Source organism: Anabaena sp. UHCC 0451 (genome assembly GCF_034931405.1).
In the GTDB taxonomy this organism is placed as follows: Bacteria; Cyanobacteriota; Cyanobacteriia; order Cyanobacteriales; family Nostocaceae; genus RDYJ01.
The window spans coordinates 77,840-97,913 of the sequence record NZ_JAYGHA010000010.1 but is presented as its reverse complement, the minus strand read 5'-3'; the positions used below and the strand labels follow the sequence as shown (position 1 = coordinate 97,913).

Annotated in this window: 17 protein-coding genes; 9 read left to right on the top strand and 8 right to left on the bottom strand. The window is 41.0% G+C overall.

The features are described from left to right. Nucleotides 1-63: 63 nt before the first annotated feature. Nucleotides 64-789 carry an MBL fold metallo-hydrolase gene (locus VB694_RS09070; protein WP_323359984.1) on the bottom strand — a complete coding sequence of 242 codons (726 nt, stop codon included), beginning with the start codon at nucleotides 787-789 and terminating at the stop codon, nucleotides 64-66. A 157-nt stretch (nucleotides 790-946) separates the two neighbouring features. Between VB694_RS09070 and VB694_RS09065 the strand changes: the two genes are divergently transcribed. Then, on the top strand, nucleotides 947-2,428 hold the full coding sequence (locus tag VB694_RS09065; RefSeq protein ID WP_323359983.1) for a site-2 protease family protein: 1,482 nt from the start codon (nucleotides 947-949) through the stop codon (nucleotides 2,426-2,428). 127 nt (nucleotides 2,429-2,555) lie between these two features. Continuing rightward, nucleotides 2,556-3,074, top strand: a complete 519-nt coding sequence (locus VB694_RS09060) for a DUF29 family protein (protein WP_323359982.1) — start codon at nucleotides 2,556-2,558, stop codon at nucleotides 3,072-3,074. 77 nt (nucleotides 3,075-3,151) lie between these two features. Here the strand turns inward: VB694_RS09060 and VB694_RS09055 are convergent, their stop codons facing one another. Continuing rightward, complete coding sequence (locus VB694_RS09055; RefSeq protein WP_323359981.1) at nucleotides 3,152-3,706, bottom strand: phycobiliprotein lyase; 555 nt, start codon at nucleotides 3,704-3,706, stop codon at nucleotides 3,152-3,154. A gap of 69 nt (nucleotides 3,707-3,775) precedes the next feature. Next, nucleotides 3,776-4,456, bottom strand: coding sequence for a HEAT repeat domain-containing protein (locus VB694_RS09050; RefSeq protein WP_323359980.1), 681 nt, complete (start codon nucleotides 4,454-4,456; stop codon nucleotides 3,776-3,778). Nucleotides 4,457-4,658: 202 nt separating this feature from the next. Here VB694_RS09050 and VB694_RS09045 point away from each other — a divergent pair, with 202 nt between their 5' ends. After that, nucleotides 4,659-5,210, top strand: coding sequence for a ferritin-like domain-containing protein (locus VB694_RS09045; RefSeq protein WP_323359979.1), 552 nt, complete (start codon nucleotides 4,659-4,661; stop codon nucleotides 5,208-5,210). A 109-nt stretch (nucleotides 5,211-5,319) separates the two neighbouring features. Here the strand turns inward: VB694_RS09045 and VB694_RS09040 are convergent, their stop codons facing one another. Then, nucleotides 5,320-6,036 carry a fasciclin domain-containing protein gene (locus tag VB694_RS09040; protein WP_323360046.1) on the bottom strand — a complete coding sequence of 239 codons (717 nt, stop codon included), beginning with the start codon at nucleotides 6,034-6,036 and terminating at the stop codon, nucleotides 5,320-5,322. 709 nt (nucleotides 6,037-6,745) lie between these two features. On the opposite strand from VB694_RS09040, the gene VB694_RS09035 reads away from it, so the two are divergent. From VB694_RS09035 to VB694_RS09015, 5 genes are all read left to right on the top strand, one after another. After that, nucleotides 6,746-7,540 (top strand): glutathione S-transferase family protein, encoded by a 795-nt coding sequence (locus VB694_RS09035; RefSeq protein WP_323359978.1) that lies wholly within the window; start codon nucleotides 6,746-6,748, stop codon nucleotides 7,538-7,540. 179 nt (nucleotides 7,541-7,719) lie between these two features. Continuing rightward, a complete protein-coding gene (locus VB694_RS09030; protein WP_323359977.1) occupies nucleotides 7,720-9,450 on the top strand; it encodes an ATP-binding protein in 1,731 nt (576 codons plus the stop codon). 565 nt (nucleotides 9,451-10,015) lie between these two features. Then, on the top strand, nucleotides 10,016-10,999 hold the full coding sequence (locus VB694_RS09025; RefSeq protein ID WP_323359976.1) for an RNA polymerase sigma factor, RpoD/SigA family: 984 nt from the start codon (nucleotides 10,016-10,018) through the stop codon (nucleotides 10,997-10,999). Nucleotides 11,000-11,451: 452 nt separating this feature from the next. Then, nucleotides 11,452-12,483: a zinc-dependent alcohol dehydrogenase gene (locus VB694_RS09020; protein ID WP_323359975.1), complete on the top strand. Its 1,032-nt coding sequence runs from the start codon at nucleotides 11,452-11,454 to the stop codon at nucleotides 12,481-12,483. Nucleotides 12,484-12,621: 138 nt separating this feature from the next. After that, nucleotides 12,622-13,233, top strand: coding sequence for a hypothetical protein (locus VB694_RS09015; protein ID WP_323359974.1), 612 nt, complete (start codon nucleotides 12,622-12,624; stop codon nucleotides 13,231-13,233). 38 nt (nucleotides 13,234-13,271) lie between these two features. Here VB694_RS09015 and VB694_RS09010 read toward each other — a convergent pair whose 3' ends face one another. From VB694_RS09010 to VB694_RS09000, 3 genes are all read right to left on the bottom strand, one after another. Then, on the bottom strand, nucleotides 13,272-13,643 hold the full coding sequence (locus tag VB694_RS09010) for a Dethiobiotin synthetase (protein ID WP_323359973.1): 372 nt from the start codon (nucleotides 13,641-13,643) through the stop codon (nucleotides 13,272-13,274). 172 nt (nucleotides 13,644-13,815) lie between these two features. After that, nucleotides 13,816-14,361, bottom strand: coding sequence for a GIY-YIG nuclease family protein (locus VB694_RS09005; protein WP_323359972.1), 546 nt, complete (start codon nucleotides 14,359-14,361; stop codon nucleotides 13,816-13,818). A gap of 62 nt (nucleotides 14,362-14,423) precedes the next feature. Beyond that, nucleotides 14,424-14,747 carry a hypothetical protein gene (locus VB694_RS09000; protein ID WP_323359971.1) on the bottom strand — a complete coding sequence of 108 codons (324 nt, stop codon included), beginning with the start codon at nucleotides 14,745-14,747 and terminating at the stop codon, nucleotides 14,424-14,426. Nucleotides 14,748-15,111: 364 nt separating this feature from the next. On the opposite strand from VB694_RS09000, the gene VB694_RS08995 reads away from it, so the two are divergent. Beyond that, a complete protein-coding gene (locus VB694_RS08995) occupies nucleotides 15,112-15,471 on the top strand; it encodes a hypothetical protein (RefSeq protein WP_323359970.1) in 360 nt (119 codons plus the stop codon). A 275-nt stretch (nucleotides 15,472-15,746) separates the two neighbouring features. On the opposite strand, the gene VB694_RS08990 is transcribed toward VB694_RS08995, so the two are convergent. Next, complete coding sequence (locus VB694_RS08990; protein ID WP_323359969.1) at nucleotides 15,747-19,916, bottom strand: DNA-directed RNA polymerase subunit beta'; 4,170 nt, start codon at nucleotides 19,914-19,916, stop codon at nucleotides 15,747-15,749. Nucleotides 19,917-20,074: the final 158 nt, after the last annotated feature.

The window sequence follows — 20,074 nt, the reverse complement described above, 5'->3', positions numbered from 1 at the left end:
GAAATATCTATTTCCCAGTCCCCAGTCCCCAGTCCCCAGTCCCCAGTCCCCAATCCCCAATCCCTAGTCCCCAATCCCTAATTGCTGATCAGCTTGGTTGATGATACGTTTGCCTCGGAGGAAGCCAATATTAGCACCGGGGCAAATGTATTGTAGAGTTTCTGGCGTAAAGCGATCGCGCAATGCCTGAACACTTTTAAGTTGTCTAGTCCAGTGAAAAGTTTTTGCGGTGCGTAATGGTACTAGCTCACCTTGGGGGTTGGGAAGTAAATGCCGCCCCGAAAATAATACTCCTCCAAATTCACGATAGTATAGACATGAAGAGCCAGGAGAATGACCAGGTGTCCAAATTGCTTGTGTGGTGGCATCAAGATTAAATTCTTGAGAGAAGGGAGTGACACTTAAACCTGGCAATAAATAGGCTTCTTGTTCTTGAATGAGAATCTCACAATCAAGGGCTTGTTGAATTTCTGCGACTTTACCAATAGCACCGCGATGAGTAATAAACAACCAACGCACACCACCGTGTGCGACCGGATTTTGATTAATTTGCTCCAAAGCTGGGCAGTCGATGAGAATATTACCTTCATTTCTTACAATAAGATAAGAAGTTCCCCCTAATGTGTCCCGATTTGGTGGAAAGGCAATAATTTTGTTAATACCCAAATCGTTAGATACTAATCCTGTTTCCGTTGCAGTGGAGAGGATTTCTCCTCCTGGTCTTTGTCCAGAAAGTATAGTTTGTGGTGGCTTAATTGTATGACTTGGTTGTTGAGATGAAGAAAACATAAATTAAATAACCGATAAATAAGCAAATAAATAGATTTTTTTGCGTCAATCCTATCTATATTTAATAATCTACAGATTTAGCAAACATTCTGACTTCTTAAACTTCTTAAACTCCTTAAACTCTTGACTTCTTAAACTCCTGAACTCCTGAAATAACATGACATTTTGGTTTCTACTCTTACTGGGACTAGCTACTTATCTGATAGTGCAGCGCAGCGTTGCTCATATCACCCGCACACCAGTGTGGTTGTTGTGGCTAGTATTAATGACACCAGCATTTATATTGACCAGTTGGACGCTAATCTATGGTGCAGAAAAATCACCTCCGCCAGGGTTGATTATTTGGCCTTTGATTCTCAGTCTGCTGTTATACTGGATTCTGTTTCTTTCCGGGCATCGAGTTCCAGAAAATACCCAGAGTCAAACCCAAGCTACAGCATTACAATCGACAAATAATTCTACTACAACAGAACCATTACCAGTGCGTCCTATTGAGCCAGCAGAAGAAACTAATCTGCGAAATTGTTTCCCTTGGTCTGTATACTACATTCAAAACATTGAGTACCGACCCCAAGCGGTGGTTTGTCGTGGTCAATTGCGAACTAAAGCCAATCAAGCTTACCAACAGATTAAAGCAAATATTGAAGGGCAATTTGGCGATCGCTTTCTGTTAATCTTCCAAGAAGGTATGGATGGTAAACCCTTCTTTGTCCTTGTTCCCAACACACAAGCTGCTAAACAAAATACAAAACGCAGTCTGGACAATTTAACTCAAGCAGCAACAGCACTGACATTGTTGTTACTGACTTTAGTCACAACCACCTTAATGGGTTCGCAAATTGCGGGAATTGAATTAACGAAACTCAAATCTGACCTAACTCTACTCACCAACGGTTTACCCTACGCTTTTGGGTTAATCACGATTTTGGGTATTCATGAACTTGGTCACTATTTTACAGCGCGATTTCATAAAATTCGCTCAACTCTACCTTATTTTATCCCTGTACCTTTTTTCTTAGGAACTTTTGGTGCATTTATTCAAATGCGAAGTCCAATTCCTAACCGCAAAGCTTTATTTGATGTCAGTATAGCTGGACCAATTGCCGGTTTTATTGCCACTTTACCCTTGCTTCTTTGGGGTTTAGCTCATTCGGAAGTAGTACCATTAAGCGAAAAAACAGGACTGTTAAATCCCAATGCTCTTAATCCCAAATATTCTATTTTATTAGCTTTACTCTCAAAATTAGCCTTGGGTAGTGAACTAACTGCTAAATCTGCTTTAGATTTACATCCTATTGCAGTAGCTGGGTTTTTAGGTCTAATTGTCACAGCATTGAATTTAATGCCAGTAGGACAATTAGATGGGGGTCATATTGTCCATGCTATGTTTGGACAACGCACTGCTGTTGCTATCGGTCAAATTTCCCGTTTGTTATTACTCATACTTTCCTTTGTGCGGCAGGAATTTTTATTGTGGGCAATTCTGTTATTATTTATTCCTTTAATTGATGAACCCGCACTAAATGATGTTACAGAACTAGACAACAAACGGGATATTTTAGGTTTACTAGCAATAGCTTTGTTATTGTTAATTGTCCTGCCACTTCCTGAAGTTTTAGCTCGTGTATTGCAAATTTAAAAGGTGACAGGTGACAGGTGACAGAAACAGCTTGATAAGTAGCTTGATGTTTGATTCTCATCTACTTTGATGCTCACAGCAAGAAATAAATTTTCTTAAATGCAAATTCTAGGAGGATAAAAGCTCAATGACACAGGAATTAATAGACCTGAGAAATTGTATTTTAGAACAGCGTTATAGCGATGCTTTGGCTATAGTAGATGAGTTAGAGGGGATGAGTAAACAGGCTATTATTAGAAACATTCAAGCTTTTATCAGAATTTTGTTGATTCATTTGATTAAAAATCAGATAGAGAAAAGATTAACAAATTCTTGGAGTGCTTCTATTCGTAATTCATTGATAGAAATTAAAAAACTCAACCTCAAGGAAAATAAAAAATCCTATTATATCAATCTAGATGAATGGAGTAGTTATTTTGAAGAAGAAATAGAAGGTGCGATTCGTGATGCAAGTGTGGAAGTCTTAAACGGTGTTTATAGTCCATTTCAACTGGCGGAAATGGTAGATAAGGAACAGATAATTAATCAAACTCAGGTTTTATTAGAGTTGATTTATAATTATTCAGTTAAGGAATTAGCGGCTGTTATTGATAATTATTTAATTCAGTTACCCGGTGGTGAAGATTGGAAGTTAGGAAGAAGATGATCAGGAATTGCACAGTGAGTATAGGTAAGCTAAGGATTTAGCATTGCTAAACCCCTACTTGCCCAATTAAAAAAGTGTTAACCTGCGGGAGCATTAACTTTATTAGATGCTTCAGTAGCACCCATGCGAATCTCGGAAGTGAAAGAAGCCATGCTAAAGCCGCCAAAACGCTTGAGGACACTTACCCGCATCCGCAAGTTAGGACTAGCAAACCATAGTCTTTCCTCAGACCACATGGTTTCATACTCAGTAATCAGAGTTAAAGCGCCATCTTCACCTATTTTGTAAGTTCCTGCTACGGGTGCTTTTTCTGCATAACCCATTTCTCGTAGTAACTTACCTTCACCGGGTTTATCTGCATCCGGTACAGTAACTAAAACCGTAGAACCTTCGTGTTTTTCCTCGTCCCATTCCATTGTTCCCTTCCAGGTAACTCTCGCACCACAGGAAGCTGTACTAGGATGGATTTCATACTGTTCACACAGTTTGATCACCTCTGGGTGATCTGCGGCCAGCGACTCAATCACGATATCTGATTTACCATCTTCGGCTTGCTTAAAGGCTAAATGGTGACTTGTCCGGTGAGAAAACCATTTCCCAGCACTTAACTCAAAAAATTCTTCAATATTCATGAATCAAACTATCCTGGAGCAAAATACAAAATCCACTTTTATTATTAAAAGGTAGCAGGAAGCGTTAACTTAAACTTGATTTTCTATTTCTTCTAGTCTTTTGAGAGAAATCGTTGCAGCTTCAGCAACGTGGGAATGACTGTCTTTTTCTAGGTATTTCAAAGCTGAGACGCTTTTGGGAGTAGGGAGATTACCTAAAGCTTCTGCTAGACGCTGCCGCACTAACCAATCTTCGGCTTGAGCAAAGCGAAGAATATGATCTACAGATTCAATGGATTTAATTTCTCCTAAAGCCGAAATAGCAGCTTGTTGGATCACTACTTCTTTACTATCCAATGCCTGAATCAGAATATTGTAGGCGCGAGAGTCTTTAATATTACCTAACGAAACAGCCGCACTAAATCTAACTAACCAATCTGTATCTTCATAAAATGCCCGTGATAGAGGCTCAACTGCTCTGTTATCACCTAAATATCCTAAAGCACCGGCAGCATCAGCACGGATACCGTAATCAGGGTCAGTTTCCAAAATTCGCACCAGGATAGGATAACATTCTGGGGTTTGCTTGATACCTAGAGCAAATACTGCCATTGAGCGGAGTTGCAGAGATTCATCATCTAAGACCTTTTTGATCAAAGGTACAGCTTCTTCTGGGGATATATGACGCAGGTTAGCAAGGGCTACCATGCGATCGCGCAAATCTGGACTTTCTAACTGAGTAGAAATTATCTCTAAGCTGGGAGCAGTCATTTAGTTTACAGCACTTTCTTTACTTATCTTTACTTTAACTTAATCAACCATATCTACCCCAAGTCTCATTTTGCTCCACACAAATAGCTGTCAGATGTAGGATTGAAACTGTGTCTCAGGTATGAAGAGAAGACTGAAGGCTGGACGTAGGGTTAATAGGTATGACTGTTTGTTACAGCGTCAAAACTTCAGGAGAATAACAATGGTTCAACTCAGCGAACGTCCTAGCGTTAAAAAAATCACTAGCTCACAAGATAAGTTCATCTACGAAGTTGGTGTAATGTACGATGCTGAAAATCGCTTTTTAGAAGCACAGCAGATGATGCTTCAATGTTGTCAAAACAACCAATTAAAGTCTTTAATTGAGACTCACATTCGTGAAACCGAGCAGCAAATTAGAAATCTAGAGCAGGTTTTCAGCACTTTGGGACAACAACCACAACGAGTTACTTGTGATGCTGCTGCTGGTGTAATTAGTGACGGTCAAAAATTCATGCTTCTGACTGCTGAGAGTCAGAAAATTCTGGAACAGGGAATAGCCGGTGGACAGTTAGCAGTCGAACATTTGGAAATTGCCTGTTATCGCTGCTTGATTAAAGGCGCTGAACAGATGGGACAAAACCAAGTTGTGCAGTTATTACAGCAAAACTTGCAGCAAGAAGAACAAACAGCGCAAAAGCTGGAGGATTTAATGCCTCAATTACTTCAAGAAACAAAGTCTGGTGACGGCAAGACCAGTGCTAAATCACGCTAATTGACAGCGGATAGCATGGAAAAAACCATATTATAGAGACGTTTTAGGTAATGTTTCTATTTTTTAGGTGATAAAACCCCTTGCAAAATTTATCTGCAAGGGGTTTATTCTACAAGCTAGGTGGCAAAATCAAATTATCAATTACATGAATTACACCGTTGCTGGCTGGAATATCTGCCTGAGTGACCTTAGCATCATTCACAGATACCCCTGTAGAAGGATCGACTTTAACTTTAATTGAGTCGCCTTGTAGGCTAGTAACTGAACCAGATTTTAAATCGCTGGAAAGGACTTTCCCCGGCACAACATGATATGTGAGAATTTTCACCAGTATTGCTTTATTTTCTGGCTTTAACAAATCCTGCACTGCGTCTTGTGGTAGTTTGGCAAACGCTTCATCTGTGGGAGCAAATATAGTAAATGGTCCCGATCTTTGTAAAACTTCAGTTAGTCCACCCGCTTCCAAGGCTTTGATCAGGGTTTTGAAAGAACCTGCTGATTCCGCTACTTCGATCACGTTCTTGGTTTCTGTGGACTGGTCTGGTTGTTGACTGGGGTCAGTAATTACAGGTGTTTGAGTTTCCGGTCGGTTCATGGTTGGTGGGGTCTTCATCCGACCATTGTAGGGAGGTTCGTTGAAAATACTTGGTTTCGGGTTGAGTATTCCACCGCCGCTGGACTGGGCTATCTGTGTTTTACTTTGAATATTGGTATCATGATTTTGGACTGCTTCTGCTCTTGATGGTAAAGTAATCAGGAGACTAGCCCCAGTGACTCCCAGTATCCCAGCGATGTTGGTCAATAATTTGCCGTAATTAGCCTTCATAAATTTCATTTGTCTTTAATTTTTACAAGCTACATAAAAACTTATAACATTTCGCTAAACTAAAATCTAACTGGGACAGGGATTCCTATTTTGTCCAAAAATTAGGCAATGCTATTAAGAGGATGTTTGAAAAGTTTTCGGCAAATATAAAGATGCCTCCGGCACGCTTCGCGAACGCTACTACACAAGCGAAGTCCACCTATTCCTTCGGTCCGGTAAGGGATACGTGGACTAATGAAAAATCAAGGCTTCTGAACCCACGAAGGTGGGTTCTGTCTGTGTAGCCGCGTTCGCGAAGCGTGCCGGAGGCATCTTTATAATCGCCCAGAGAGTATGAATTTAGATTTTTCAAACACTCTAAGATAAACCTTTGCATATTTATTAATCTGAATTCTCATCAGCAGGATTTAGCACCAAACTAATGCAATTTTTTAGCCATGTTTTTGGAGATATGGCAATCATCAAATAAGATGTATGAGTGTAGCGTGCCGTGTTCCTAATATATCTTTTTTCTTTGCCTTTAGATGTAGTGCATAGTATCAGATATCAACAAGAATTAACCGCAGATAAATCCAGATGGAAATAGATAAATTCATGAATTTCATCATTCTGTACAGCCTCATATAAAATTGGTATTCCTAGAAAAGTTACCTAAACTAAATATAGAATTGTAAAATAAGTTAGTTAGTTAGTTAGCACCGAATAAAATATGCTGGAATTATATCAGTGGGAATTATCTCAATATTCAGAAAAAGTGCGTCTATGCCTAGATTACAAAGGATTAGATTATCGCAAAATTGAAGTGACACCAGGCATCGGACAAGTAGAATTATTTCGGTTGACTGGCCAAAAACAAGTTCCAGTATTAAAGGATGGACATAGATATATTGTAGATTCAACAGAAATTGCTAAGTATTTAGACTCAGAATATCCAGATCGTCCACTGATACCCACGGATAGGAAAAAACGCGCCCAGGCTTTATTATTGGAAGATTGGGCAGATGAATCTATCGGTATTAAGGGTAGAAAAGCTCTATTTGCTGCGATTAGTCAAGATCAAAATTTCCGCAAATCTTTATTACCTGTCTCAACACCAGATATTTTCAAAAGTATGGTTGAAGGTGTCCCAGCTGATTTTCTCAATGTGTTAGGTTTGGGAGTTGGGTTTAGTCCCGATGTCATCAAGTCTGCGATCGCAAGTTTAAGACAAGATTTAGAAATCCTCACAGAATTATTATCAGATAGTCCTTATCTGTTGGGAGATGAACCCACTATAGCTGATTTAGCTGTGGCGGGATTATCAATATTATTGAAGTTCCCACCAGGTCCTTATTTGGATTTACCAGAGTCTCTCAGAGGTAAAGGATTACCTATTTTAGCGGATAATCCTGATTATGAACCATTTTTTACCTGGCGCGATCGCCTCTATGACCAATTTAGAAAACCCTTATCAGGTAAACCTCCTACCACTGGAAGCACACCTACTTCAATTCAAATTGATTAAGTGACTGGGGACTGGGGACTGGGGACTGGTGACTGGTGACTGGTGACTGGTGACTGGGGACTGGTGACTGGGTAGAAAATAAACTATTCCGCTATTCCCTATTCCCTATTCCCTGTTCCCTGTTCCCTATTCCCTGTTCCCTATTCCCCCTATTCCCTATTCCCTATTCCCTATTTAAAATGAATTCAGGACAACCATTAGGTTCAGTCATCGAAGGTTCGCTAACCGGGGGTTTAGAAGTGAGATTACACCCGGATATTTCTGTAGAAGATATGCGGGTGGGTAAATTTCTGGTGGTACAAGGTGTGCGATCGCGTTTTTTCTGTATGCTGACAGATGTATCTCTAGGTGCAGCAAATGCGCGGATTATGGCTAACCCTCCCAGTTGGGAAGATACATTTTTGCGAGAAGTTTTAGCCGGAAGCGGTACTTATGGAATGGTCAACCTCGCACCAATGTTGATGTTTACCCCGGAAACTCAGGAAACTTCCTTCTCTAGCAATGGTAAATCTCTCAATCCCTTTATTCCCTCTACCAATGGTTTAGCATCATTTCAACCGCAAACCAGCACGACGATGGAATTATTACCTGTAAAAACTATACCCAGTCACTTTAGCCAAGTTTACGAAGCTCTTGAAGATGACTTCCGTAAAGTGTTTGGTTGGGAAGATGACCCCCACAGAAAAAACTTTTCCATCGGTAAACCCTTAGATATGGATGTGCCGATTTGTATTGATCTGAACCGCTTCGTGGAACGGAGTAATGGCGTTTTTGGCAAATCTGGGACTGGTAAATCTTTTCTGACCCGCTTACTTTTAGCCGGTGTGATTCGCAAAAATGCGGCTGTTAACTTAATTTTTGATATGCACTCAGAATATGGCTGGGAAGCAGTCGCAGAAGGTAAAGAAGTTAACACAGTTAAAGGTTTAAAACAATTATTTCCCGGTAAAGTTGAAGTTTATACTCTTGACCCAGAATCAACCAAGCGCCGAGGTGTACGAGATGCTCAAGAACTGTATCTTAGTTATGAGCAAATTGAAGTTGAAGATATTAAACTATGTGGTAGAGAGCTAGGACTTTCAGAAGCAGCCTTAGATAATGCCAATATATTATGTAATGAATTAGGTAAATCTTGGATTCCTCAATTGTTCAATATGACTGGTGAGGATATTAAAATATTTTGCGATGATAAACCAGGACATCCAGGTTCAATTACTTCTTTACAACGGAAATTATTACGTTTAGATAGTTTAAAATATATGCGAGCGGTGTGTCCCCAAAATTATATTAACAAAATATTACAATCTTTAGAAGCTGGGAAAAATGTTGTGATAGAATTCGGTTCCCAGTCAAATATGCTCTCTTATATGTTGGTGACGAATATGATCACCAGGCGTATTCATGAGCATTATGTCAAAAGAGCAGATAAGTTTCTGCAAAGTAAAAATCCTCTAGATCGGCCAACGCCATTAATGATTACAATAGAAGAAGCTCACCGCTTTCTTGACCCATCGGTGGTACAAAGTACCATCTTTGGAACTATAGCTAGAGAATTGAGAAAATATTTCGTAACACTTTTGGTAGTTGATCAACGCCCTTCTGGGATAGATAATGAGGTTATGTCCCAAATTGGTACTCGCATCACAGCTTTGCTTAACGATGAGAAAGATATTGATGCCATTTTTACAGGTGTATCTGGTGCGGGAGCTTTGCGCTCAGTCTTGGCTAAATTAGACTCTAAGCAACAAGCCCTCATTTTAGGCCACGCTGTTCCTATGCCTGTAGTTGTACGTACCCGTCCGTATGATTCAGCTTTTTATGCGGAAATTGGCGACCAAGTTTGGGAAGATAAGTCAGATGCGGAAGTTTTCGCCGCCGCAGAACTAGCCAAAGCCGACTTAGGTTTTTAGTAATTCAAGGGTGATTGGTGATTGGGGAAGAGGTGATTGATCAATCCAAAATCCAAAATCCAAAATCCAAAATCTAAAATTAGTAACATCCCTCCATCGGGGTAGCTTCATAAGTTCGGTTATCCGGCTACTTTGAAGCAACAGAAGAGGGGTTTTTAACGTCACTATAGATATAGTCAGCGTTTTCAGAAACCTGAAAACAATATTTACCAGTTAGTCAAGTTTGCTTTATAATAGGAAGATTTATCTGCTTCTCTTTACTATCTGCCAGATTTACCGTACCATAAAAAGATAAAACTCATACTGACTTCGTGTTTGACAGTTGTGGTCAAATATTGAAGAAAGGAAGAATTCTTGAAAACAAACCAGTGTGCTTCTAAGATGTTCTAACAGTGAAGAAGGGTCGGGGAACCCCTTCCAGGGTAGCACCGTCGTGACAACGGCTATATAAATTAAGTGCTTATAGTAGCTCAGATGATGTCTATTGATGTGTATGCCACCCTTATTCATCCGCCCTAGTTGAGAAAAGATCCATTTTGTTTAGGGAGTAGAGGACAACGCACCAATGCCTACAGTTAACAGCGAAACCGAAAACCTGAACGCCAAATTCACAGCTGATATGGTAAGAACCTATCTGCGGGAGATTGGTCGTGTGCCACTGCTAACCCGTGAGCAAGAGATTGTATTTGGGAAGCAAGTGCAGCTAATGATGACTTTGCTAGAAGCTAAAGAAGTTTTAGCTAAAAATTTAGACCATGAACCTAGTTTAGCAGAATGGGCTGCTCATGTTAACCAATCCGAAAACGAAGTTAAGCAGACGGTTGCACAAGGTAAACGAGCCAAGCAAAAAATGATTGAGGCGAATTTACGCTTGGTTGTGGCTATTGCGAAAAAATATCAGAAGCGCAACATGGAGTTTCTGGATTTAATCCAGGAAGGAACATTGGGATTAGAAAGAGGTGTGGAGAAATTTGATCCCATGCGGGGTTATAAATTCTCAACTTATGCTTACTGGTGGATTCGCCAAGCAATTACACGAGCGATCGCTCAACAAGGTCGCACTATCCGCTTACCTATCCATATTACCGAAAAGCTGAACAAAATCAAAAAAGTGCAACGTGAGTTGGCGCAAAAGTTGGGCAGATCCCCAACACCGACAGAAATCGCTAAAGAACTGGAATTAGAACCTGCTCAGATTCGTGAGTATATGAATATGGCTCGTCAGCCAGTTTCTTTAGATGTGCGAGTTGGTGATAACCAAGACACTGAACTGCAAGAAATGTTGGAAGATGATGGTCCATCACCAGAGTATTACACCACTCAGGAATTCTTGCGCCAAGACCTAAATAACCTGTTAGCAGAACTTACACCCCAACAGCGGGAAGTTGTAGCTCTCCGGTTTGGCTTGGAAGATGGTAATGAAATGTCTTTGGCGAAAGTTGGTGAACGGTTAAACCTTAGCCGTGAACGAGTCCGTCAATTAGAGCATCAAGCTCTTGCACATTTACGTCGCCGTCGCGCCAATGTTAAAGAATACGTTGCCAGCTAAAAGCGTAGACAAGCACCCGCGTGTTAAGAAATATGACTTTTGGCGGTTCGCCTCCTGATTTCAGGGGGCAATTTTTTTTGTCTCTAACATCCCACATTCCACACTGCATTTTTCTTATAAATACTGATAAATACTGAAAATTTATTTTAAATTCAACCAATCGCAAACAATCAAATCCTGTTCATCCTTCAATCCTGGATATGAGGTGCAAAGATAGGGAAGTTAAGGGCTATTTTAGTTGTTTATGTAGGGCTTGCTGAAAAAGTGGCAAAAGGCAAGAGAAGGATTGATTAAGTAGTCAATCCAAAACAAAGATAATTTTTTGTTGTAGACAATTAGTTGAGGTATAACTTGTAGTAATAGAAGAAGTGAGAAAAGATGTTGTTTTGAAAAATCGCCATACCACAATATCCTGTAAAATCTAATGACAGCTAATTCTTAGGTAAAAAGCTTTGTTAGCAGCTTTACTTTACGGTCAAGAAGATTTACGCTTACAGGAAGTCCCAGATCCTACCCCCGCAGATGGGGAAGTGGTGATTAAAGTAGGGGCGGCTACAACTTGTGGTACAGATTTGAAGGTATGGCGGCGTGGTGGTCATGCGAGGATGCTAACACCACCAACGCTATTTGGCCATGAAGCGGCGGGAGCAATTGTGGCTGTAGGTGCTGGTGTGCATAATTGGCAGGTTGGAAATCGCATTGTCGCTAATAATTCTGCACCCTGCATGAAATGTTTTTTTTGTCAACGCCAAGAATATTCTCTCTGTCCCAATTTAACTTGGAATAATGGCACTTTTGCCGAATATCTGAAAATTCCCGCGCCGATTGTCCAGTATAATATGCTGCCTATTCCCGATCAGTTACCGTTTGCATTAGCAGCAATGACAGAACCTTTAGCCTGTGTTTTGCATGGGTTGGGGCGTTCTCATGTCAAACCTCAAAACCGTGTAGTTGTGCTGGGAGATGGGGCGATAGGTTTAATGTTTGTAGCGGTTTTAGCTACGGAAATGCAAGCTGAGGTATTTCTGTGGGGAGGTAATGATCAAAGGCTGAAAATTGGCAAAAAATTGGGTGCAGCACAGACTTTTAATTACCATCAATTAGCGGATATTCCTGCGGTAGTAAAAGAATTAACTGATGGGTGGGGTGCTGATGTAGTGATAGAAGCTACAGGTGTTCCTAGTGTGTGGGAAATAGCGATCGCTTGCGCCCGTCCTGGTGCAATTGTAAACTTATTTGGTGGCTGTCCCAAAGATACGAAAATTTCAGTTAATACAGAACAGCTACATTATAGTGAACTGACCTTAAAAGGTGTGTTTCATAATACACCTGAATATGTACGTGCTGCTTTATCACTCATCGCTAGTAAAAAGATTCCTTTTGAGTTACTTATTAGTGAACAGCGGCCATTACAAGATTTAGAACAGGTTTTTGCTGATATGAAAGCGCGTAAAGTTATCAAAGTGGCAATGTTACCTTGTTAAGTTAGTTACATCCCCGACTTGTTGGATTTGAGAAGTTGGGGATCTAGGCTGAAAAGATCAATTTTAAGATAAAGTTTAATCCTATGGAAAAAATGGGAAGACTATTTTCAATAGTGATGTTATTCCTAAAATAGGAAAATGCTAAAAAAATCTTTGCGTAAATTTTTAATTTTTTCTAGTTTCTTTATACCTGGCTTATCTGGGTTAATACTGCTGAATTCTCCAGCCAAAGCATTACCAGGAGAAAGCACAGAGGAAGTAATAAGCTGGATTCAAGCTCATCCAACCCTCCGCCCTAGAAGTGGAGAAAAATTGTTTGTGAGTAAAAGTGATACAGCTGCTCAAAGATTCACCTTTCAAGCGTCAGTATTACCTCCAGGTAAGGTAACATTTACTAAAGACCGTAGCACAATTCGTACTGAGCGCATGACCATGTACGATGGAATTAATGGCGTGACAATTGAGCGGCTTGAAGAATCTTTGCGCGTAATTTATAGCCCAGATATTTATCAAGACTATAACCGCGCCAAGGTAGTTTATGCGTATCCTAACCAAAGTGCAATTAATCAAGCGCGTTTAGCAAAAACTCCGATTCGAGAGGCTTTAAAAGGAGAATTACGGGTAGGCGATCGCTACGCTTATTGGGTAGAAATTGCTAAACCCAAAGAAGGAAAGGCTCTAAGTGGTAGAATGACACTTTTTCTTAAATCTGATCTAGACAAGGTAGAGGCAGAACTGAGAACACGTTAGGACAAGAATGTAGTTAGTTGGTAATTTGAAATTTCTGATTATTCTTCATCCTTCAGCTTACCGGCTCTGCTTAAGGTTTCCCAAGTACCGGAAAAGATACTTTCAGTTGCTAGAGAAATGCGTTGTAAATCTTCTTTTAGCAGTGGCGGCCAGTCAATACCTGCTTTGCGTCCTGTAGCAAATAACTGCAAAGCTCTAATACCTAATTTATACAAGGCATAGGCCAGTTCTTTGTCTAAGCTGATTGTATCTTTCAGAGATTCAAATACCACTCTCAAAGCTAACAAAACAGAGGTAATTTGACCTGGTACTGGTGGTTTTCCTTGTTTTAGACGGTTTAATAAGGTATCTGGGTTTTCGTCGCTTGTGGTTTGGTCTATAAGTAGTTTGCGTGCTATTTCGTAATTCATACAGGGAATAGGGAACAATAACAGGGAACGGGGAATAGGGAAGAGATCATAGAACATTCTTCCCCACACCTGACAACCCACACTATAGAGCCTAAACAGATAAGTTTGTTATTTATGGATATGAGGTAAGGTGCTTTCGGCGCTCACAAAAATCTCAAAAATCTCAACTATGCTATTTTAAATCTAGTAAACCTTCTTCCTTTAATTTAGGATTAAAGCGAATTGGGGTCTTGAGTCCCCGTGATTCTAATACCGCTAAAATTTCAGATTCAACTCGTCGAGCTACATTTTTAATAAGTTTCATTTTGTCCAAATCATCAATTAGTGGATTTTCATATTTAGTTTGTTCTTCAGTTGTCATCAGTGCATTGCTATTAATAGGATTAGTCCATTTTTCTTTATTTTCGCCATTACCTGAAGGAAGACTGCAATTTTCAGAAATCCAAGTATTTTCAATTTGTTCTAAAATTGTGCGGTTAGGGCGTTCGATAGTTTGCACCTTCAGCCAATAACATTTTTCTGGTTGACGGACTATATGCTGCTTAAAACTGAGATAAACATCACGAGAATAACCAACAAATTGTAGAATTTTTGCTTGGTCAAAAATAGCGTAGACTCCTATTTTACCCAGAAATTGTGCTGGTAATTCACCATTATCGTCAATGTAAGCAACATATTCTAAACTGGCTAAACTAGAAATATTAGTTTCAGTAGTCATCTTAATTAAATTTATGATTTACTAATTTACTACAGCAGTAATTGTGCAATTATTCATAATATTTAAGCGGTTTTTCGATAAATTGCACAAAGGCGACTAGGTTTAAAGATTTTAGCATTAAACATGAAATTTGGCGGTACATTAATGATTATATAATCATCAGATTCCTGATATTTTTCAAACTCTGATGGCATACCTTTAGGAGTATTTAAACTATAAGGAACAGGTTGAAAAAGCAGTTGTGTAAATTCAATATTTACCCATTGAGAACTTTGACAAATTTGCCTTAAAAATGATTGATTAGTTAATAATTGAAACAGAGTTTCTTTAGATTCTGGGGTGAGTGTAAAACTACTATCAAAATTGGAAACAATTTTTAAAGACATTTTTGTTACAAATTACTATCGACAAAGGAGTAATGATTAGGAATAGCAGTAACTTTTCTTGTTAGCTACTTATCCATAACAGTGGAGCAAGGGCTATAACAGCATGAATTATAACTGAATAGATAGCTTTTGTCCAAATTTACCAATCTTCAACAGTCTATTTGAATTTTGCAACTTATGTCAGCCATCGAAAAATAATGAAATAATAATATGAAAAACTTAAAGTTTAACCGACTGTTAAGAAGAAAAATTAAGAAAAACCCTCTTATTTTTCAAATAAACTGCAAATCCAGTTTAAAATGTTATTATGTATTCAGTATTTTTGCTGAAAAGATTGTAATTTTTTGATTAATCTTAAATCCTAATGAAATTATCTCTTTTCTCCTTAACCTTTGTGATTAGTTTACTGTCCGCAGGAATCGCTATCAATCCTAGTGCTAATGCTAACCCTAACCAAGCTGCTAATTTAGTAACTGAAGCAGCCACAATTAACAATAAGTGGAATCTTGTCAGCGATGATTCTACCACTAATGATGCAAGTTTGAGCGTAAGTGATCCAGAATGCAAAAAAATTAATCCGCTGGAATATATTAACAATCCAGAAACTTTCTTTCAACCATGTTCTGCAACCAATAACCCAAATCGTCAAGATTATGAACCAGTCGAATATTTAAAGGTTCCCAAGCTTGATTCTGGTTTAAGCGTCACAGTTACTAATTTTTGATTTACCGAAAAAACGGGTTTGAGGTTTCCCGTCCTTTGAGGACGGCTCTTTGATAGAATAGTGGAAACAGGCAGGGCATTGTTTGTTGGGTGAGATAGTGTAAGACGGTATGAAACTGCAACTGTTGTTTGAAAGAAAGAATCTCCGCACTTTCAGGGCGGGGAGTATGTCAAGAAACTTTAGTTAGCTCAAAAGTAAAAGGCAAAAGTTTATTTTCTTTTGCCTTTTTCAACTTAATACAGTTTTAGTTTCTACTGAATGCGGATGCTCCTAATTTATTCTTCATCATAATCATCCTCTTCTTCTTCGTATTCTTCCTCTTCCTCTTCTTCAACACCCGAAATTATTTCATCAGCAATCAAATCATCATCATCATCCAAAATTGACCGCTCACCGCGTCTAGCATCATAACTAGTATCACTCAAACCAGGAGCATCCAAGCTATAAAGTTTAGCAGTGCGGTCATCTAACACCATATCCAGCGGATCATCAACCTCATCTAAAACGCCAGTACCCAAATCAGTACCATAATCCTCAATAGCAGTAGGTTCATCATAGGTGTTGTAACCAGTACCAGCCGGAATCAACCGCCCAATGATCACGTTTTCCTTCAAACCACGCAACCAATCAGACTTACCCTCAATCGCAGCCTCAGTTAACACCCTGGTAGTTTCTTGGAAAGAAGCAGCAGAAATGAAGCTGTCCGTATTCAAGGATGCCTTAGTAATCCCCAACAACACCGGAGTATACTGAGCCTTAGCCCCACCAGTAATAGACATCGCCTCATTCACCTGCTCAACTTGGCGCAATTCCACCAACTCACCAGGCAACATAGTCGTGTCACCACCATCATCAATCCTGACTTTATTCGTCATCTGTCGGACAATCACCTCAATGTGTTTGTCAGAAATCTCAATCCCTTGAGACTGATACACCATCTGCACTTCATTCACCAAAAAGCTTTGTACCTTTTGTAGTGCCAAACTAGCACAAGCATAAATACCATCCTCCATTTGCACCGACGAACCAGGAGCATTGCCAAGACTAAAGAAAATCTCTAAAATCTCATGGGGATTAGAAGGTCCATCAGTCAAAGGTTGACCAGCTTCCACATGAGCGCCATCGGGAACCATCAGGTTTTGTCCAGGTCCGAGAGGATAATCAGTCACCGTACCGTTAGATTCCACCACCTTCACAGCATAGGCTTCATCCCCATCACCATAAACTACCTTCACCTCACCCGGACGACGGCACAAGATGCAAGCTTCCTTGGGTTTACGGGCTTCTAGCAACTCTTCAATTCTGGGCAAACCTTGAATAATATCCCCAGTCTTGGCTCTCTCAAACACCAACAACACCAAATTGTCACCCCGCTGCACCAAACCACCATCTTCAATTTGCAACATTGCCCCAGGGCTGACTCGATAAGGACGGCCAACTCTGACTGTAATGTCATAAGCAGCAGCAGCGGGAGTATTTTCTTTACTGTCACCTGTAACCTGTAACCTGTTACCTGCTTTCACTTCTACTACCTGTCCTGACTCTGGTGCAAACACACCAGGAGCGATTTCTGCACCTTCAACCAATAAATCTCCTTTTTTCACCGTTGGTGCTGTGGTAGCAGTCAGAGTCATCATGTCACTGTCTCGCAACACCAAACAACGCCGCACCGCTTCCGCATTTCTCCGTACACCACGGACAACGCCCCCTTCCTTACACAAAATCTGTGTCCGAGCTACCACCGCCCCAGGTGCAATGGTCATGCCATCCTCCACTTCCAAAGTCGTGTGGGTGCTGCCTTGGGTGGCATCAGCCGCAATATCCCGGCGAATTACCAAAGACTCCAAAATCACCAACTGCAATCTCTGAATCTCAGCATTTTCACTATCAGCAACCAACTCAATATCCGCAGCCAACGGTGAAGCCGCATGATCATGTTCACCTTCTGAGTCAATTTCCAACACCAACTGCGTCCGCAGCAGTTCCACCCCTTCCACCGACTTCACTCGTTCCGAATCCTTATAGGGCAACCGCTGCACTGCTCGCATCTGAATTGACCTGCCAGTTTCTTGGCTAACTGAAGTCGTTGAAGGCAAGTCTGGATTATTAGGAACATCAAATTCCACCACCTGCCGACTCAACAAAGCCGGTCCTTCTGGTGATTCCACATATTGAATGTAGCGCAACTCTGTCGCCACCACTCCCAAAAACTCTTCCCCAGGCTGGACAAAAGTGTTATCTCGCCCCAGCACCGCCTCCGGATCATCCACCATCAGCAGTTCACCAGGCTTAATCACCACCTCCCGCAAAATATCATTCTTTTGGGTAACTTCAATCACGCCGCTGGTTTGACAGAAAATGTCCTTGACAACCTCCGTACCCGCATCCACAAATTGTCCATCTTCCACCAACAACAAAGAAATATCCTTGTTCACCTCGTGGGTTTCTTCAGGAATCCACAACAGAGTTCCCCCTGTCACCACTTCATAACCTAACTTAGCCTTACCTTTTTTCTGCACCTCAATGCCAGCAAACTTCAAAAACCCACCAGTGGTAGTCCGATAACGGTCATCAATCAATTCCGCCACCACCTGGCCATTCTGCACCTTAGTTCCCGGTGTGGTTCGCAGGTTAAAGGTTTGGGATTTGGGGATTGGGGATTGGTGATTGGGGATTGGTGATTGGGAAGAACTCTGATCTTGTCCCTGGTCCCTGATCCCTAGTCCCTGGTCCCCAGTCCCCAATCCTGTATGCACTAAATAATTATTCTTCCCTTGGGAACTCTGCACCGTCACCGTGGCTTGGTCTAAAATCACCGAAGCTGTGATAATTTCAATTTCCCTGGTTGCCTTACCAGGAATCACCTCCGGCAGCCGCACTACCCCACCATGGACACTGGTTAACTTGGTTTCAGCCAAAACCCCATTGGTAGCAATGCCATCGCCATTTTTCACCACCAGTTCTGCCCCAGGAGGCAAATTATAAACATCACCAGATAAAATCCAAATCAATCCCCCCCTGGTCGCGGTGGTGGTGGTGTTGCCTTGACGGTCGGTTTTTTGTTCAGCCACCACATCGGCAAACTGCACTTCTCCCGCCAGGTCAGTTGCCACATCCTTAACTGCTTTTTCAGTATTTGCCCTGGTGGTTCTCCCTCCCAAAGCTACCTCAGCAATCAATTGGGCGACCTTCACCTGTTGTCCCGGCACAATGTATAAAGTTGAACCTTGGGTAATGGAAATTTCTTGGTTTTCCGCTCCCCCCTTAGCTTCTAATACCATTGTGCCGTTGTTTTCAGCATACAAAGCATCCTCACCATGACGAGTCCGGTGGGGTCTGGTTTTTAACTTGCGGGAAAACTTCACCGTGCCATCAATCTTGGCTCTTACCTGTTGTGCCACTTCCCCTGTGAAAACTCCCCCGGTGTGGAAAGTCCGCATGGTTAACTGTGTACCTGGTTCACCAATACTCTGAGCAGCAATAATCCCCACTGCTTCCCCCAAATCCACCATCTTGGCGTGTGCCAAACTCCAACCATAACAGTGTTGACATACCGAACGGGCAGCTTCACAGGTAAGAGGCGATCGCGCGACAACTTCCTTAACTCCAGCTTTTTGAATCACTGCGGCCAAGTCATCGGAAATAGGCGTGTTGCGAACGGCGATAATTTCCCCCGTAGTCGGGTGAATCACGTCTTCCCCCACTACCCTGCCCATTAATCTTGTGCCAATGGGAATCAACACCTTCGCCCCTTCAGTCATGTCCCGAATGGGAACACCCCTGTTAGTGCCACAGTCAAACTCCCGGATAATCACATCCTGGGAAACATCCACCAACCGCCGGGTCAGATATCCAGAGTCCGCAGTCCGCAGCGCCGTATCAACTAACCCCTTCCTGGCTCCATAACTAGAAATAATATATTCTGTAACTGTTAATCCTTCTCGGAAGTTGGTTTTGATGGGTAAATCAATAATTTCCCCCTGGGGATCTGCCATCAATCCCCTCATTCCCACCAATTGCCTAACTTGGGAAATGTTACCCCTAGCTCCCGAAAAAGCCATCATATATACGGAGTTGAGAGGATTGGTTTTTTTGAAGTAAGTAACAACTTCATCCTTGAGGCTTTCAGATGTTCCATTCCAGGTGTCAATCACCTTCTGGAAACGTTCAACTTCCGTGATTTCCCCCCGTTTAAACCGGGCTTCGGTGCTGAGAATTTCTTCCTCTGCTGCTTCTAGGAGCGATCGCTTGGAAGGTGGAACCATCAAGTCATCTACACTAATTGATACCCCAGCCTTGGTGGCATAACGGAAGCCTAATTCCTTGAGCTTATCTGCCATCACCGCTGTCCGCGCTGTTCCGTAATGGGTAAACGCCCAAGAAATTAAGTTTCTCAGTTTACCTTTGTTAACAACAAAATTACGAAAAATCATTTTTTCAGTCATAGTCATTAGTCCTTAATCATTAGAATTTAGAATTTAGAATTTGGAATTTGGAATTTGGAATTTGGAATTTAGAATTTGGAATTTAGAATTTGGAATTTGGAATTTGGAATTTAGAATTTGGAATTTAGAATTTGGAATTTAGAATTTGGAATTTGGAA